The organism is Pseudomonas putida (assembly GCF_025905425.1).
Lineage (GTDB): Bacteria > Pseudomonadota > Gammaproteobacteria > Pseudomonadales > Pseudomonadaceae > Aquipseudomonas > Aquipseudomonas putida_AF.
Map to the genome: position 1 here is coordinate 981,073 of NZ_CP109603.1, position 15,267 is coordinate 996,339.

A 15,267-nucleotide genomic window follows, 5' to 3' on the forward strand; every position below is an offset into this window, starting at 1 on the left:
GACAAAAGCTGCAGGGCCCTCTCAGGTAACGTCGTGGAACATTACTATCGCGAACTGGTGGGCTTTCTTTCCGCGCGCCTGGGCAGTCGTCAGGCAGCCGAAGACGTTGCGCACGATGCTTATCTGCGGGTGCTGGAGCGTACCGATGCGCAGCGGATCGAGCATCCGCGTGCCTTCCTTTACCGCACCGCGCTTAATCTGGTGGTCGATCGTCACCGGCGCCATCAGGTGCGCCAGGCCGAGCCATTGGAAGTGCTGGACAGCGACGAGCGCTGGCATAGCCCTGCGCCCAGCCTCGACATCCAGCTTGACCAGCGTCTGGCGCTGATGCAGCGCGCCCTGGATGAACTGGGCAAGGTCTGTCGAGATTGCTTCCTGCTGCGCAAGCTCGATGGCCTGTCGCATCAGCAGATCGCCGAGCGCCTGGGGGTGTCCCGCAGCGTGGTGGAAAAACACATCGTCAATGCCATGAAGCACTGCCGTGTGCGCATGCGCGAGTGGGAATCTTGAAAGCCCGACTAAAAGACAGATGAAAATTCCGTCAGCCCGCGACTTGATTTATGCGGCTTTCCCGACAACTATCAAGAGAGACCCCAGCCAGGCATAGCTTTGGCGATTGCCGTTACTGGCGCAGTATGGTCAGGGAGTGTCCCTTATTACCTAACTGCCCAGGTCCGATAATGGCAAACAAGACCCTGCGCATCCTCATCGCCGACGAGCATCCGTGCCAGCGCTTGCAGCTGGAAAAACTGCTCAATGGCCTGGGCTATTACCGGATTGCGCCCGTGGACAGCTTCGAGGAACTGCAGCGCCTGGTGCACTGTGCCTTGCAGCCCTTTCATCTGCTGCTGGGCAACATTGAACTGGCCAGCCACGTCGGCGTCGACCTGGCACGCTTCTGCCGGGTCAGTACGCAGATCCAGCATGCCTTGCTTTATCACTCCCAGCAGTTGAAAGTGCCCGCGGTGCCGCAGACCGAGCGCCAGGCCGTCAGCGTGAGCCTGCCGCAGGCACCGGATAACGAGGCGCTTGAGTCGTTCATGGCGATCATCGACGCGCCGCTGCTGGTGAGCAAACTGCCCCTGCCTGTGGCGGCACCAGCCAGCTCGCCGCGCCCACGCCCACGGGCGAACTTCGCCCACACGGTCTTCAGCCGCTAGCGCCGATACAGGCAGGGCAAGGCAGGGATTTGCTATCCTCTTGCCCTTTGCCGATCTGCGGACCCTGCCATGACTGCCATCGATACCGTTCGCCCGCCCCGTTTCAGCCGTGGCGACCACCGGACCCTGGGGCTGGCGGCACTGGGTGGCGCGCTGGAAATCTACGATTTCATCATCTTCGTGTTCTTCGCCCTGACCCTGAGCAAGTTGTTCTTCCCGCCAGAGATGCCCGAATGGCTGCGTCTGCTGCAAAGCTTCGGGATCTTCGTCACGGGCTACCTGGCGCGGCCGCTGGGCGGCATCCTGATGGCGCATTTTGCCGATCATCTGGGGCGCAAACGGGTATTCAGCCTGAGCATCCTGATGATGGCCCTGCCGTGCCTGCTGATCGGCGTGATGCCGACGTATGCCGACATCGGCTATGCCGCGCCACTGATCCTGCTGGCGCTGCGCATTCTGCAGGGGGCAGCGGTAGGGGGCGAAGTGCCGAGCGCCTGGACGTTCGTTGCCGAGCACGCGCCACCGGGTCGGCGTGGCTATGCCCTGGGCTTCCTGCAGGCCGGGCTAACCTTCGGCTACCTGCTGGGCGCGCTGACGGCCACGCTGCTGGCGCAGGTGTTCACACCCGAGGAAATTCTCGACCATGCCTGGCGTTACCCTTTCCTGCTCGGTGGGGTGTTTGGTGTGATTGGTGTGTGGCTGCGCCGTTGGCTTAGCGAGACGCCGGTGTTTCTGGCCCTGCGCGAGCGCCGGGAGCCGCCGGTGGCGTTTCCGCTGCGGCGTGTGCTGGGCGAACATCGCCGGGCGCTGATCCCGGCTGCGCTGTTGACCTGTGTGTTGACGTCGGCCGTGGTGGTACTGGTGGTGATTACCCCGACGGTGATGCAGCAGCGCTTTGGCATGACGGCCGGGCACACCTTCGCCTTGAGCAGTGCAGGCATCGTTTTCTTGAATATCGGCTGCGTGCTGGCTGGCCTGCTGGTTGATCGCTTGGGCGCCTGGCGTGCGCTGATGATCTATAGCCTACTGCTGCCGGTGGGCATCGGCGTGTTGTATGCAAGCCTGGTGGGGCAGTGGGGCGCAACCTGGCTGGCTTATGCAGTGGCAGGGTTGAGCTGTGGCGTGGTGGGCGTGGTGCCGTCGGTGATGGTCGGGCTGTTCCCTGCGCAGATCCGGGTGTCGGGCATTTCCTTCACCTATAACGTCGCCTATGCCCTGTGGGCCAGCACCACGCCGCTGGCGCTGATCGCCTTGATGCCCTGGAGCCCGTGGGTGTGTGTCGGTTTTTGTCTGATCATGGGCGTGGTGGGGCTGCTCACTGCCCTGTACTTCGGGCGTCGCGAGCCCTTGGCGTTTGCGGCGGAGCCGATGCCGATCATGTGCGGTGACAAATGAGCCAGTAGCGGCTGGCAGGTGGTGAGGCAGACTTCCGGGTGGGGGCTATTGGAATAACCTATTAGCAAAATTTAACCTGGAAGGTTAATTTCTCATGGAAAAGAGAACGCCTCATTGCCCACTGGAGTTGATAAGGGCACTGGTCGGTGCTGGACGTATCAGCCCGACAACAGCCTCATTGCGAGGCGCCCAGGCATTAGGGATGGAATACCCGGACATGCTCGATGTCATCAATGGCTTGGAGCGCAGAGACTTTTACAAAAGCATGACCAGCTATGTTGATCATCGCGTTTGGCAGGATGTTTATCGTCCGCTTACGGTCAAGGGATACGTGTACCTTAAACTGTCTGTGGTGGACGACGTTCTCATCGTGTCTTTCAAGGAGATGTAACCATGAGATGCCCAATCTGCGGCGGTGCGGAGCTAGCGCCCGACACTCAGGACATGCCCTATCGATACAAGGGTGAGGCGACCCTCATCCCGAATGTCAGTGGCGACTACTGTTCTGCCTGTGGAGAGGCGGTGCTGAGCCATGATGAAGCCATGCGCATCAGTGACCTGATGTCGGCGTTCAATCGCCAGGTCAACGCTGCGGCGGTCGACCCTGGTTTCATCGTCTCAGTGCGCAAGAAATTCGATCTCGACCAGCGCGAGGCAGGGGAGATCTTCGGGGGTGGCGTCAATGCGTTCTCCCGCTACGAAAACGGTAAAACGAGACCGCCGGTGGCGCTGGTCAAGCTGTTCAAACTGCTGGACCGCCACCCTGAACTGTTCGAAGAGGTACGCACTGCCTGATGCGGGTAGGCAATAAAAAGCCCCCGGCTCTCACGAGGCGGGGGCTTTTTGTTGCCGCAAGGGCAGGGGGCCTTACATGTTCGGGTAGTTCGGCCCGCCGGCGCCTTCAGGGGTGACCCAGGTGATGTTCTGGGCGGGGTCCTTGATGTCGCAGGTCTTGCAGTGCACGCAGTTCTGCGCGTTGATCTGGAAGCGTTTGCTGCCGTCTTCGTTGCTGACTACTTCATACACACCTGCTGGGCAGTAACGCTGGGCCGGCTCGTCGTACAGCGGCAGGTTGCTGGCGATCGGGATGTTCGGGTCGGTCAGCTTCAGGTGGCAAGGTTGCTCCTCTTCATGGTTGGTGCTGGAGAGGAATACCGAGCTGAGCTTGTCGAAGCTGAGCTTGCCGTCTGGTTTCGGGTAGTCGATCTTTTTCGACTCCGCCGCGAGCTTGAGGCAGGCGTAGTCCGGCTTGGTATCGTGCAGGGTGAACGGCAGCTTGCCGGCGAACCAGTTTTGGTCGACATAGTTGAATGCCGCACCGAGCAATGGGCCGAACTTGTGCATGGCCGGGCCAAAGTTACGGCTGGCGAACAATTCTTCGTGAAGCCAGCTGGCCTTGAACGCGGTGACGTAGCCATTGAGCTGGTCGCCGCCCTCGCTACCGGCGATCAAGGCGTCTGCTACGGCTTCAGCGGCAAGCATGCCGGATTTCATCGCCGTGTGGCTGCCTTTGATCTTGGCCACGTTCATGGTGCCCAAATCGCACCCGATCAGCGCACCGCCGTTGAAGACCATCTTCGGCAGTGAGTTGATACCGCCTTTGGCCAAGGCGCGGGCGCCGTAGCTGATGCGCTTGCCGCCTTCAAGGTACTGGCTGATCACGGGGTGGTGCTTCAGGCGCTGGAACTCATCGAACGGCGACAGGTAGGCATTGCTGTAGGAAAGATCGACGATCAGACCCACCACCACCTGGTTATTTTCCAGGTGGTACAGGAACGAACCACCGGTGTTCTCGGTACTCACCACGTCCAGCGGCCAACCGGCGGTGTGCACCACCAGGCCCTGCTGGTGCTTGCTTGGGTCGATTTCCCAGATTTCCTTGAGGCCGATGCCGTAGTGCTGGACATCGGACTCGCTGTCGAGGTTGAAGCGCTTGATCAACTGCTTGCCGATATGGCCACGGCAACCCTCGGCGAACAGGGTGTACTTGGCGCGCAGTTCCATGCCTGGGGTGTACAGGCCGTCTTTCGGGTTGCCTTCGCGGTCGACACCCAGGTCGCCGGTGACGATGCCGCGAACCACGCCGTTCTCGTCGAACAACGCTTCCTGGGCAGCGAAGCCTGGGTAGATTTCCACGCCCAGGTTCTCGGCCTGCTGGGCCAGCCAGCGGCACAGGTTGCCCAGGGAGATGATGTAGTTGCCCTGGTTGTGCATGGTCTTGGGCACGAACAGGTCAGGGACTTTGACCGAGCTGCCAGCGTCCTTGAGCACATAGATATCGTCGCGCTTGACCTCGGTGTTCAGCGGCGCGCCCAGTTCCTTCCAGTCAGGGAACAGTTCGTTCAGGGCGCGCGGCTCGAACACCGCGCCGGAGAGGATGTGTGCACCGACTTCAGAGCCTTTTTCGACCACGCAGACGCTGATCTCGCTACCGGCTTCGGCGGCCTTCTGCTTCAGGCGGCAGGCGGCGGACAGCCCCGCCGGGCCGGCGCCGACGATGACCACGTCGAATTCCATGTATTCGCGTTCCACTGGTTCTCTCCTACTCATCAAGGCTCGTGCTGTTGCTTTGTCTTATGGGTGTGGGGTGATCATGCGCACCACGCTTCACGGGAGCGGAGCTGTAGCAGCGCAGAGGATGGACTACACCGTTTTGTCTTGGCCGCGCATTATATCTACACCACTTGGCGGGTCCAATACAAACGTTTGTTTGAATTTGCCGCAGGCCAATAAAATCACAGGAGTGCGGCTGGAGGGTGACCGATTTGCCGTATTGACCGGATTGGGTGTTGCGGTCAAGATACGAGCGGTTTTACGTTCGCCGTAGGCTTGCCGCCGGGCGCAGGTACACCTCTAAAGACCAGGTGTGGGGTAGGGCTTTCGGGCCAATTCACGGTTTGTAGTGGAGTTTACACGCCACCACAGAAAATGACCCGCGGGTATTTACCGCAAGCGTCTCGAAAAGACTGCTCGGTCACCATGAAGTTTGCGCCTCCCGGTACGTTTTTAGAGGTGCCCTTGTACCCACGCGCATCGCCGGGCATGTCCCCAGGCGACTTTCTATTCACCGGAGAGTAACGAGGAATCCATGAAGGTTCTTGTAGCTGTCAAACGAGTGGTCGACTACAACGTCAAGGTTCGCGTCAAAGCGGACAACTCCGGCGTCGACCTTGCAAACGTCAAGATGTCCATGAACCCCTTCTGCGAAATCGCCGTTGAGGAAGCCGTACGCCTGAAAGAGAAGGGCGTTGCGACCGAGATCGTCGTGGTTTCCGTCGGCCCGACCACTGCCCAGGAGCAACTGCGTACCGCCCTGGCCCTGGGTGCCGACCGCGCCATCCTGGTAGAAGCCGCTGATGAACTGAACTCCCTGGCCGTGGCCAAGGCGCTCAAGGCCGTTGTCGACAAAGAGCAGCCACAGCTGGTCATCCTCGGCAAGCAAGCGATCGACAGCGACAACAACCAGACCGGCCAGATGCTGGCCGCGCTGACCGGCTACGCCCAAGGTACCTTCGCCTCCAAGGTGGAAGTCGCTGGCGACAAGCTGAACGTCACCCGTGAAATCGATGGCGGCCTGCAGACCGTATCGCTGAGCCTGCCTGCTATCGTCACCACCGACCTGCGCCTGAACGAGCCGCGCTACGCGTCGCTGCCGAACATCATGAAGGCCAAGAAAAAGCCGCTGGAGACCGTAACGCCAGACGCGCTGGGCGTATCGCTCGCTTCCACCAACAAGACCCTGAAAGTCGAAGCGCCAGCTGCACGCAGCGCGGGTATCAAGGTCAAGTCGGTGGCCGAACTGGTCGAGAAGCTGAAGAACGAAGCGAAGGTAATCTAAATGACTATCCTGGTTGTCGCTGAATACGAGAACGGTGCTGTAGCCCCGTCCACCCTGAACACTGTCGCCGCAGCCGCCAAGATCGGTGGTGATGTGCATGTGCTGGTCGCTGGCCAGAACGTCGGCGGTGTTGCCGAATCCGCTGCCAAGATCGCCGGTGTTGCCAAGGTACTGGTTGCTGACAACGCAGCCTACGCCCATCTGCTGCCGGAAAACGCCGCGCCGCTGATCGTCGAGCTGGCCAAGGGCTACAGCCACGTGCTGGCCCCGGCCACCACCAACGGCAAGAACATCCTGCCGCGCGTCGCCGCTCTGCTGGACGTCGACCAGATTTCCGAGATCATCTCGGTCGAATCGTCTGACACCTTCAAGCGCCCGATCTACGCCGGTAACGCCATTGCCACCGTGCAATCGAGCGCTGCGGTCAAGGTCATCACCGTGCGTACCACCGGTTTCGACGCAGTCGCTGCCGAAGGTGGTTCCGCCTCGGTTGAAGCCGTTGCTGCCGCCCATGACGCTGGCAAGTCGTCCTTCGTTGGCGAAGAGCTGGCCAAGTCCGATCGCCCAGAGCTGACCGCTGCCAAGATCGTCGTTTCCGGCGGCCGTGGCATGGGCAACGGTGACAACTTCAAGCACCTGTACAGCCTGGCCGACAAGCTCGGCGCCGCCGTGGGTGCCTCGCGCGCCGCGGTCGACGCAGGCTTCGTGCCCAACGACATGCAGGTCGGCCAGACCGGCAAGATCGTTGCGCCGCAGTTGTACATCGCCGTCGGTATCTCGGGCGCGATCCAGCACCTGGCCGGCATGAAAGACTCCAAAGTGATCGTTGCGATCAACAAGGACGAAGAAGCGCCGATCTTCCAGGTCGCCGACTACGGCCTGGTTGCCGACCTGTTCGAAGCGGTTCCGGAGCTGGAAAAGCTGGTCTGATCCGCCTGCTTCACTTATAAAGAAGCCCGGCCCTCGTACTGAGGGCCGGGTTTTTTTATGGATTTCAGGGTGTCACGGCTAGGAGTGAGCATGAGGTTTTGCAAAGCGGGCGGAGTACTGGCATGCATGGCGGCGTTGCTGTCGCCGGTCGCGATGGCGGCAGGCAAGTGCGAGCGTCTGATCGCGACCGGCAGCCCCGATGCACCGCCCTATTCCTGGCAGGATCCAAAGGACCCCAAACACCTGATCGGGGCCAATGTCGATCTGTTGCAACAGGTGGCCAGCGAATTGGGTGTCAAGGTTGAGGTGCTGAGTGCCGGGCGCCGCGATCAGGCCCTGGAGGAGGTGCGCAGCGGCCGCATGGACCTGCTGCTCGATACCCCTCTGCAGGTTGGGCAACTGACCGCGCTGGACTATATCCACCCACCCTTGCAGTTGAACGAATACCTGGTCTGGACGCGTCACGACGCCGAACTGGCGTTCGACGGCCCGGCGGACCTGGCCAAGTATCAGGGCGGCGTGTCCGAGCGCGCACGCCTGACCCCTGCCTTTGAAGCCTTTGCCAAAGCCCATCTGAAGTTGCAGCCGGCGCAAAACCTGACCCAGGCATTCCAGAAGCTGGTGTTAGGGCAGGTGGATTATGTGCTCGCCGGGCGCTACTCGGGCATGGCCATGACCCAGAGCCTGGGTATGGGCAACAACCTGATTGCCCGCGGTCTGCCGGTCGATCGCCCTGGGCTGTACCTGGCCGTGTCGCACAACTCGGCGTGCAATGACAGCTGGCTGCGTGGGCAACTGGCGAAAAAACTGACAGAATTGCCGATCTCCGGTGCGTCCGAGGCTGTGCTGCAACGTAATGTCGAGCGCTGGAAGGCGCAGATGCAGGTGCCGCTGGACGCCCCCAAACACTAGGAAGATTGCGTGAGAATCCAACCACTAATCCTTGCTCTGGCCATGCTCGGCCTGGCGGGTTGCGCCAACGACCCGGCGCCGAACGAGCAACTGCGCATTTCCGAGCAGGCGCTGGAGCAGGCCAAGGCGGTCGGCGCCACCGAGCAGGTCGAAGCGCTGAAGCTGGCCGAAGACAAGCTCGCCCGGGCCAAGACCAACATGCTCACCGAAGATTATCGCGATGCGCGCATGCGTGCCGAGCAGGCCGAGCTGGATGCACGCCTGGCCGAGGCCCAGGTGTTGAACCAGAAGAGTGAAGAGCAGCTGCAACTGCTGCAGTCGCGGGTCAAGCGCCTGCGCAAACAGCTGGAGGTGCAGCCATGATGCGCTCCACACCAATGGCCGCGCTGGTGTTGCTGGCGTTGACGGCGGGGTTGCAGGGCTGCGCCAGCCAACGCAGCGAGGCGGCACTGGATGAAGCCAGCGCCACCTTCCAAAAGGTCAAGGACGACTCCGACGTGCTGCGCAGCGCGCCGCGCGACGTGATCCGCGCGGGTGAGTCGCTGGCACGGGCCGAGCGCCTGTCCAGTTACATCGGCACCGGCACCGATGTGCGCCATTACGCCTACCTGAGCCAGCGCTACAGCGAAATTGCCAGCGAGCACGCCAAGCTCGCGCTTAACCAGGAGCGCCAGGCCAAGCTCGACCTTGAGCGTCAACGCCTGCAATTGGCGCTGCGTGAGGCCAAGCTGGCCAGCGTGCAGCAGCAAGGCAAGTGGGTCGAATCGCAGATCGCCGCGTTGGCCTCGGAGCAGACCGACCGTGGCCTGGTGATGACCCTGGGCGATGTGCTGTTCGACACCGGGCGTGCTGACCTCAAGAACTCGGCCAGCCGTACCGTGCTCAAGCTGGTGCAGTTCCTTCAGCTCAATCCGCGCCGGATCGTACGTATCGAGGGTTACACCGACAGCACCGGTGCCTCGGAAGACAACCTCAAGCTCTCGCGTGATCGGGCGCAGGCAGTGGCCGATATGCTGGTCGACCTGGGTATCGACGAAAAGCGTCTGCAGGTTGAAGGTTACGGGGACCAGTACCCGATCGAGGCCAATGCCTCGGAGCGGGGCAGGGCGCAGAATCGTCGGGTAGAAATCGTCTTCTCTGACGACAAGGGCAAGCTCGCGCCGGCGCGCTGATCTCGCTGGCGGTTGGTTCTCCTTGCAGGTGATTGAACCTGATCATTGTGGGAGCGGGCGTGCCCCGCGAATGGGGCAAGCCCGCTCCCACAGGTTAACCCACTCTCCAGTCCCCTCTGTTGCCTGCCAGTTGTCGGTGAGTGGGCCGGCTCGCTTGTCTGGATGCTGTCCTGGCATTGTATTGTTGGCTATTCTGCAATCTGTCCCAGTACACTTCGCAACTGTTACGGTATTCTCTGCCGTCAGTGTGTCGCACAAGAATAACGAGCCCGTCCGCGCGTCGAGATATCGCCATGACCAACCTGCTGCTATACCAGCGTATCGCCCAGCAACTGGCCGAGGACATCCGTCGCGGTGTCTACCAGCCAGGCGAGCGCGTACCCTCCGTGCGTAAGATGAGCGCCCAGCTCAACGTCAGCCATGCCACGGTGCTGCAGGCCTATGCCAATCTCGAAGACCAGGGGCTGATCCGTGCGCGTCCGCAGTCGGGGTATTACGTTCACCAAACCCCGGCCCTGACTGCGCAGACGCCGGACATCGCCCGTGTGGAGCGCCCTGGCCTGGTGACCCGGGCCAGCATCATCCAGCAGGTATTGACCGAGGCCCGCCGCGATGGCGTGTTCCCGTTCGGTGCGGCGGTTCCCCATGTGGACTACCTGCCGGTGCGTGCCCTGCACCAGCAGATTGCCAAGGTGACCCGCTTCCATAGCCCGCGCGCTTTCAGCTACATGTTCAGCCCAGGCTTCGAGCCGCTGCGCCGGCAGATCGCCATTCGCATGCGCGATGCGGGGGTGCTGGTTGACCCGCGTGAAGTCATCGTGACCCATGGTTGTGTCGATGCGTTGCAGATGTCCCTGCGGGTGCTGACCCGCCCGGGGGATCTGATCGCTGCCGAATCGCCGACCTATTACGGTTTGCTGCAGTTGGCCGATTTGCTGGGCCTGAAAGTCATCGAGATCCCCAGCGATCCGTCCACCGGCGTCAGCCTTGAGGCCTTGCAGCTGGCGGCCAACCAGTGGTCGATCAAGGCGCTGGTGCTGACGGCGCGCCTGAGCAACCCGTTGGGCGGCACTATCCCCGAGGAGCGGCAGAAGCAGTTGCTGCGTCTGGCTTCGGACTTCGATATTCAGATCATCGAAGACGACATCTATGGCGAGCTGATGTTCGAGCAGGGCAAGACCAAGGCGCTCAAGGCATTCGATCGACTGGATCGAGTGATCTACTGCTCAAGCTTTTCCAAGACGCTGTCGCCGGGTGTGCGTGTCGGCTGGATGGTGGCGGGGCGCTACCAGGAGGAAATCCAGCGCCTGCAGACGTTCACCACCCATTCGGCATGCAGTGTGACGCAGATGGGGGTGGCTGCTTACCTGGAGAACGGCGGCTATGACCGCCATCTGCGCTACATCCGCCAGGAATACCGCAAAAACCTCAGCGCCTACCAGCTGGCGGTGCAGCAGCACTTCCCCGAAGGCACTCAGATGACTCGCCCAACGGGGGGGTTCATTCTGTGGGTGAGCCTGCCGGGGCGCGTCAATACCCAGGATCTGCATGTGCGGGCGCTGGAGCAGGGCATCAGTATTGCGCCAGGGTTGATCTTCAGTAACACCGAACAGTTCAACCACTGCATCCGGCTTAACTGCGGGATTCCGTGGAATAAAGAAGCCGAGAGGGCGGTGATTACCCTTGGCCTGTTGGCTCAGCAATTGTGCAGGGAGACTACGGGTTCGCTTTTGTAGGCTTGCCAGGCGCTGACGGAACAGGGAGCATACGCATTTTCCCAGCCTGACTGTCGATGTCCATGAAACTGTTGCGCTGTATCGCCCTGAGCTTTTGCCTCGCACCGCTCTGCCACTTCAGCAATGTGGCCCAGGCTGCACAGCTTGCTGCAGAGGCGCGTGCTCCCCAAACCAAGCCTGTGCAGAAGGCCGCAGCCAAGCCTGTGACCAAGCAGGCTGCCAGCAAGGCCAAGGCAAAGCCTGTGCGCAAGCCGGCCAGCAAACAGGTCAGTAAGGCGGTAGCCAAGCCGTTGCCCAAACCTAAGCTGGACCTGAGCCTGCCTGTCGAAATGGTCAATGACCTTGAGCCTAATGTGGGCAATTCGACCACGCGGCGCAAACCTTTGCTGCCCGCCATGTTCACCGAAAAGCCGCCAACTAATGAAAGCCCGTTCCAGCTCAACGGCCGATTGATCAGCAACGAAATGCAGCTGCAATTGCGCAACGAGAGCCGCCACGATGTGGAAGGGGCGGCGATCGAATTCGAGTACCGTCAGTAGCCAATGAACTGACTGCCGGGTCACGGCAGATTTCATCGGGCCAGTAATTTCAAACGCACGTTTGAGCGGTTACTATCCGGGGACGTTCGTCCCGTTTTGCTCCAGGGGGACCTGATTTTGGTGAATAGCCATGAATTGCCGTGAGGGTTGCGGTGCTTGCTGCATCGCCCCGTCCATCAGCTCTGCAATGCCGCGCATGCCTCATGGCAAGCCGGCGGGTGAGCGCTGCCTGCACCTGACTGTCGACAACCTCTGCGACCTGTTCGGCAAGCCCGAGCGCCCGGCGGTGTGCGGCGGTTTCAAGGCGGATGTCGAGGTGTGCGGCAGTGATCGCGATGAGGCAATCAGGATTCTCGGCTGGTGGGAGCAGATGACGGCGGCGTGACAGGCTGGATCTTCGACAACAAGGATAAAGATGATGAGATCGTTCAAGCGTATTGCACTGCTGTGTGGCATGGGGGTGTTGCTGGCGCCCGCGGCCTGGGCCGAGAACTGGCAGGTGGCCAAGGACGAGGATGGGATCAAGGTTTCCCTCAGTGAGGTAGCGGGCTCCAAGTACAAGGCTTACCGCGGTGTCACTGTGATCAAGGCGCCACTGGCCAAGGTCCAGGCGCTGCAAGAGGATGTGGTCGGGGCTTGTGCCTGGGTCCACGAGTGCAAATTGCAGAAACTGCTCAAGCGTGAAGGCGACCAGAGCTGGACCTACACCCAGTTCAACACGCCATGGCCAGTGACGCCGCGCGATTCGGTGCTGCGTGTCACCACGGTAAAGGACGCGGATGGCAGTCTGACGCGCAACCTGAAGGAAGAGCCGGCCTATATCCCGGACGAGAAGGGGTTTGTGCGGGTGGCGAAAGTCGAGGGCTTCTGGAAGTTGGTGCCCAAGGGCGACACTACAGAAGTGACCTATCAGGTGCACACCGAGCCGGGTGGCAGTGTGCCGGCGATGGTGGCCAACAAGTTCGTGGTCGATGCGCCGTTCAATACCCTGAAAGCCTTGCGTGAGCGGGCTGAGAAAAACTGAGGTTTCGTGCTGCTTGTTCTGGCCTCTTCGCGGGCAAGCACGCTCCCACAAGTGCCTCACGATCTTCGGTACCTCTGTGGGGGCGGGTTTGCCCGCGAAGAGGCCGGTACAGGAAAAAGGCAATAAAAAAGGCTGCCCGAGGGCAGCCTTTTTGCGTTCGGCTCGATGAGCTTACTTGCGGTCCTTCAGCGAGACGATGTCGCGCTTCTGCTCGCCGGTGTACAGCTGGCGCGGGCGGCCAATCTTGTACGGGCTGGAGAGCATTTCTTTCCAGTGCGAGATCCAGCCCACGGTACGTGCCAGGGCGAAGATTACGGTGAACATGCTGGTCGGAATGCCGATCGCCTTGAGGATGATCCCCGAGTAGAAGTCGACGTTCGGGTACAGCGAGCGCTCGATGAAGTACGGATCGGTCAGGGCGATCTCTTCCAGGCGCATGGCCAGTTCCAGCTGCGGGTCGTTCTTGATGCCCAGCTCGCGCAGGACTTCGTCGCAGGTCTGCTTCATCACGGTGGCGCGCGGGTCGCGGTTTTTGTAAACGCGGTGACCGAAGCCCATGAGCTTGAACGGATCGTTTTTGTCCTTGGCCTTGGCGATGAAGGTGTCGATGTTCGAGACATCGCCGATTTCATCGAGCATGGTCAGTACGGCTTCGTTCGCACCACCGTGGGCAGGGCCCCACAGTGCGGCGATACCGGCGGCGATACAAGCGAACGGGTTGGCACCCGAGGAGCCCGCCAGGCGCACGGTAGAGGTGGAGGCGTTCTGCTCGTGGTCGGCGTGGAGGATGAAGATCCGGTCCATTGCCTTGGCCAGCACCGGGCTGATCGGTTTGATCTCGCACGGGGTGTTGAACATCATGTGCAGGAAGTTTTCCGCGTACGACAGGTCGTTGCGCGGGTACATCATCGGCTGGCCCATGGAGTACTTGTAAACCATCGCGGCCAGGGTCGGCATCTTGGCGACCAGGCGCACCGCGGAAATTTCGCGGTGTTGCGGGTTATTGATGTCCAGGGAGTCGTGATAGAACGCCGACAGGGCGCCGACCACACCGCACATCACCGCCATTGGGTGAGCGTCGCGGCGGAAGCCGTTGAAGAAGGACTTCAGCTGCTCGTGAACCATGGTGTGGTTTTTCACGGTGCTGACGAACTGGGCCTTCTGCTCGGCATTCGGCAGTTCGCCGTTGAGCAGCAGGTAGCAGGTTTCGAGGTAGTCCGATTGCTCGGCGAGCTGTTCGATCGGGTAGCCGCGGTGCAGCAGAATACCCTTGTCGCCGTCGATGTAGGTGATCTTCGACTCGCACGAGGCGGTCGCCATGAAACCAGGGTCGAAGGTGAAGTGACCTGTGGCCCCCAACCCGCGGACGTCGATTACATCAGGACCAACGGTGCCGGTTAAAATGGGCAGCTCGACGGGGGCAGCGCCCTCGATGACCAACTGCGCTTTTTTGTCAGCCATGTGGCCTCCTATTAATGCTTGAAATCATCAGACAGACCCCCCACGCAGGGCCCGCACCACTATAGAGGGATAAATTCAGATGTCAATTTGCCTAAAGGCTGGTTGAAACGGGCTCTGAGGCCTGATTTTTCTCGAAATTCTCGCCCATTTACGCCTTTTGCGGGCTAAAGGCAATGCGCTATTTGGGCTACCCCATCACGTTGTCATAAGCAGCCTAACTGTCTATACTCGGCACCCGACCGCCAGGGGCTTGCAAGCCCGAACTGCTGGGGGTCGCCGTTCCCTGGGTGGTGGGTACCTGACCAGTACACTTACCAACAACTTTGCCCTGTTCGCTAGGGGCTCTTCAGTGTGAAAAAAGCCGTGAAAAGCCAACGACCTGTAAACCTAGACCTAAGGACCATCAAGCTCCCGATCACCGCGTACACGTCCATTCTGCACCGTATCTCCGGCGTCATCCTGTTCCTCGGCCTGGCCATCATGCTTTATGCATTGGGCAAGTCCCTGGGTTCCGAGGAAGGCTTCGGTGAGGTGAAGGCGTGTCTGACCAGTCCGCTGGCCAAACTGGTGACCTGGGCCCTGCTGTCCGCCCTGCTGTATCACCTGGTGGCAGGTGTTCGCCACCTGATCATGGACATGGGCATCGGTGAGACGCTGGAAGGCGGCAAACTGGGCTCGAAAATCGTGATTGTCATCTCCGTGGTGGTGATCGTTCTGGTGGGAGTTTGGGTATGGTAACCAATGTCACGAACCTGTCGCGTTCGGGCCTCTATGACTGGATGGCACAGCGCGTCTCTGCGGTCGTTCTCGCGGCTTACTTCCTCTTCCTGATCGGTTACGTGGTAGCCCACCCAGGTATCGACTATGCCCAGTGGCACGGTCTGTTCTCCAACAACGCGATGCGGATCTTCAGTCTGCTGGCCCTCGTTGCCCTGGGCGCTCACGCCTGGGTCGGCATGTGGACCATTGCCACCGACTACCTGACGCCGATGGCGTTCGGCAAGTCGGCAACTGCGATTCGTTTCCTGTTCCAGGCGGTATGCGGCGTTGCGATGTTCGCTTACTTCGTCTGGGGTGTGCAGATTCTCTGGGGTATCTGA

General features: G+C 60.9%; 18 protein-coding genes. 16 read left to right on the top strand and 2 right to left on the bottom strand.

Annotation, left to right across the window (positions count from 1 at the left end; genetic code table 11):
* The first annotated feature begins 33 nt into the window (after positions 1 to 33).
* The 5 genes from OGV19_RS04445 to OGV19_RS04465 all read left to right on the top strand — a co-directional run bounded on the left by OGV19_RS04445 (position 34) and on the right by OGV19_RS04465 (position 3,350).
* A complete protein-coding gene (locus tag OGV19_RS04445; protein ID WP_264312307.1) occupies positions 34 to 510 on the top strand; it encodes a sigma-70 family RNA polymerase sigma factor in 477 nt (158 codons plus the stop codon).
* A 170-nt stretch (positions 511 to 680) separates the two neighbouring features.
* Positions 681 to 1,160, top strand: coding sequence for a histidine kinase (locus OGV19_RS04450; RefSeq protein ID WP_264312308.1), 480 nt, complete (start codon positions 681 to 683; stop codon positions 1,158 to 1,160).
* 69 nt (positions 1,161 to 1,229) lie between these two features.
* On the top strand, positions 1,230 to 2,555 hold the full coding sequence (locus OGV19_RS04455; RefSeq protein WP_264312309.1) for an MFS transporter: 1,326 nt from the start codon (positions 1,230 to 1,232) through the stop codon (positions 2,553 to 2,555).
* Positions 2,556 to 2,649: 94 nt separating this feature from the next.
* Positions 2,650 to 2,946, top strand: a complete 297-nt coding sequence (locus tag OGV19_RS04460) for a type II toxin-antitoxin system MqsR family toxin (RefSeq protein WP_264312310.1) — start codon at positions 2,650 to 2,652, stop codon at positions 2,944 to 2,946.
* 2 nt (positions 2,947 to 2,948) lie between these two features.
* Positions 2,949 to 3,350: a type II toxin-antitoxin system MqsA family antitoxin gene (locus OGV19_RS04465; protein ID WP_264312311.1), complete on the top strand. Its 402-nt coding sequence runs from the start codon at positions 2,949 to 2,951 to the stop codon at positions 3,348 to 3,350.
* A 72-nt stretch (positions 3,351 to 3,422) separates the two neighbouring features.
* Here OGV19_RS04465 and OGV19_RS04470 read toward each other — a convergent pair whose 3' ends face one another.
* Entirely contained in the window at positions 3,423 to 5,105 is a 1,683-nt protein-coding gene (locus OGV19_RS04470) for an electron transfer flavoprotein-ubiquinone oxidoreductase (RefSeq protein ID WP_264312312.1), read from the bottom strand.
* 538 nt (positions 5,106 to 5,643) lie between these two features.
* On the opposite strand from OGV19_RS04470, the gene OGV19_RS04475 reads away from it, so the two are divergent.
* The 9 genes from OGV19_RS04475 to OGV19_RS04515 all read left to right on the top strand — a co-directional run bounded on the left by OGV19_RS04475 (position 5,644) and on the right by OGV19_RS04515 (position 12,706).
* The gene (locus OGV19_RS04475) at positions 5,644 to 6,393 is read left to right on the top strand and encodes an electron transfer flavoprotein subunit beta/FixA family protein (RefSeq protein WP_027592887.1); all 750 of its coding nucleotides are present in this window, start codon (positions 5,644 to 5,646) and stop codon (positions 6,391 to 6,393) included.
* A complete protein-coding gene (locus tag OGV19_RS04480) occupies positions 6,394 to 7,323 on the top strand; it encodes an electron transfer flavoprotein subunit alpha/FixB family protein (RefSeq protein WP_264312313.1) in 930 nt (309 codons plus the stop codon).
* A 90-nt stretch (positions 7,324 to 7,413) separates the two neighbouring features.
* On the top strand, positions 7,414 to 8,235 hold the full coding sequence (locus OGV19_RS04485) for a substrate-binding periplasmic protein (RefSeq protein ID WP_264312314.1): 822 nt from the start codon (positions 7,414 to 7,416) through the stop codon (positions 8,233 to 8,235).
* Between the two features lie 9 nt (positions 8,236 to 8,244).
* A complete protein-coding gene (locus OGV19_RS04490) occupies positions 8,245 to 8,598 on the top strand; it encodes a DUF4398 domain-containing protein (RefSeq protein WP_264312315.1) in 354 nt (117 codons plus the stop codon).
* Positions 8,595 to 9,407, top strand: a complete 813-nt coding sequence (locus tag OGV19_RS04495; RefSeq protein ID WP_264312316.1) for an OmpA family protein — start codon at positions 8,595 to 8,597, stop codon at positions 9,405 to 9,407. The genes OGV19_RS04490 and OGV19_RS04495 overlap by 4 nt, the downstream gene beginning before the upstream one ends.
* 293 nt (positions 9,408 to 9,700) lie before the next feature.
* Positions 9,701 to 11,143: an aminotransferase-like domain-containing protein gene (locus OGV19_RS04500; RefSeq protein ID WP_264312317.1), complete on the top strand. Its 1,443-nt coding sequence runs from the start codon at positions 9,701 to 9,703 to the stop codon at positions 11,141 to 11,143.
* A gap of 62 nt (positions 11,144 to 11,205) precedes the next feature.
* Positions 11,206 to 11,682 carry a hypothetical protein gene (locus OGV19_RS04505; RefSeq protein WP_264313885.1) on the top strand — a complete coding sequence of 159 codons (477 nt, stop codon included), beginning with the start codon at positions 11,206 to 11,208 and terminating at the stop codon, positions 11,680 to 11,682.
* A 130-nt stretch (positions 11,683 to 11,812) separates the two neighbouring features.
* Positions 11,813 to 12,067, top strand: a complete 255-nt coding sequence (locus tag OGV19_RS04510; protein WP_033699278.1) for a YkgJ family cysteine cluster protein — start codon at positions 11,813 to 11,815, stop codon at positions 12,065 to 12,067.
* A 33-nt stretch (positions 12,068 to 12,100) separates the two neighbouring features.
* Entirely contained in the window at positions 12,101 to 12,706 is a 606-nt protein-coding gene (locus tag OGV19_RS04515) for an START domain-containing protein (RefSeq protein ID WP_264313886.1), read from the top strand.
* Between the two features lie 171 nt (positions 12,707 to 12,877).
* On the opposite strand, the gene gltA is transcribed toward OGV19_RS04515, so the two are convergent.
* Positions 12,878 to 14,167, bottom strand: a complete 1,290-nt coding sequence (gltA, locus tag OGV19_RS04520) for a citrate synthase (protein WP_264312318.1) — start codon at positions 14,165 to 14,167, stop codon at positions 12,878 to 12,880.
* 351 nt (positions 14,168 to 14,518) lie between these two features.
* Here gltA and sdhC point away from each other — a divergent pair, with 351 nt between their 5' ends.
* Together sdhC and sdhD are read left to right on the top strand one after the other, a co-directional pair.
* Positions 14,519 to 14,905 carry a succinate dehydrogenase, cytochrome b556 subunit gene (gene sdhC, locus OGV19_RS04525; protein ID WP_077068487.1) on the top strand — a complete coding sequence of 129 codons (387 nt, stop codon included), beginning with the start codon at positions 14,519 to 14,521 and terminating at the stop codon, positions 14,903 to 14,905.
* Entirely contained in the window at positions 14,899 to 15,267 is a 369-nt protein-coding gene (gene sdhD / locus OGV19_RS04530; protein WP_027592876.1) for a succinate dehydrogenase, hydrophobic membrane anchor protein, read from the top strand. Before sdhC ends, sdhD begins: the two co-directional genes overlap by 7 nt.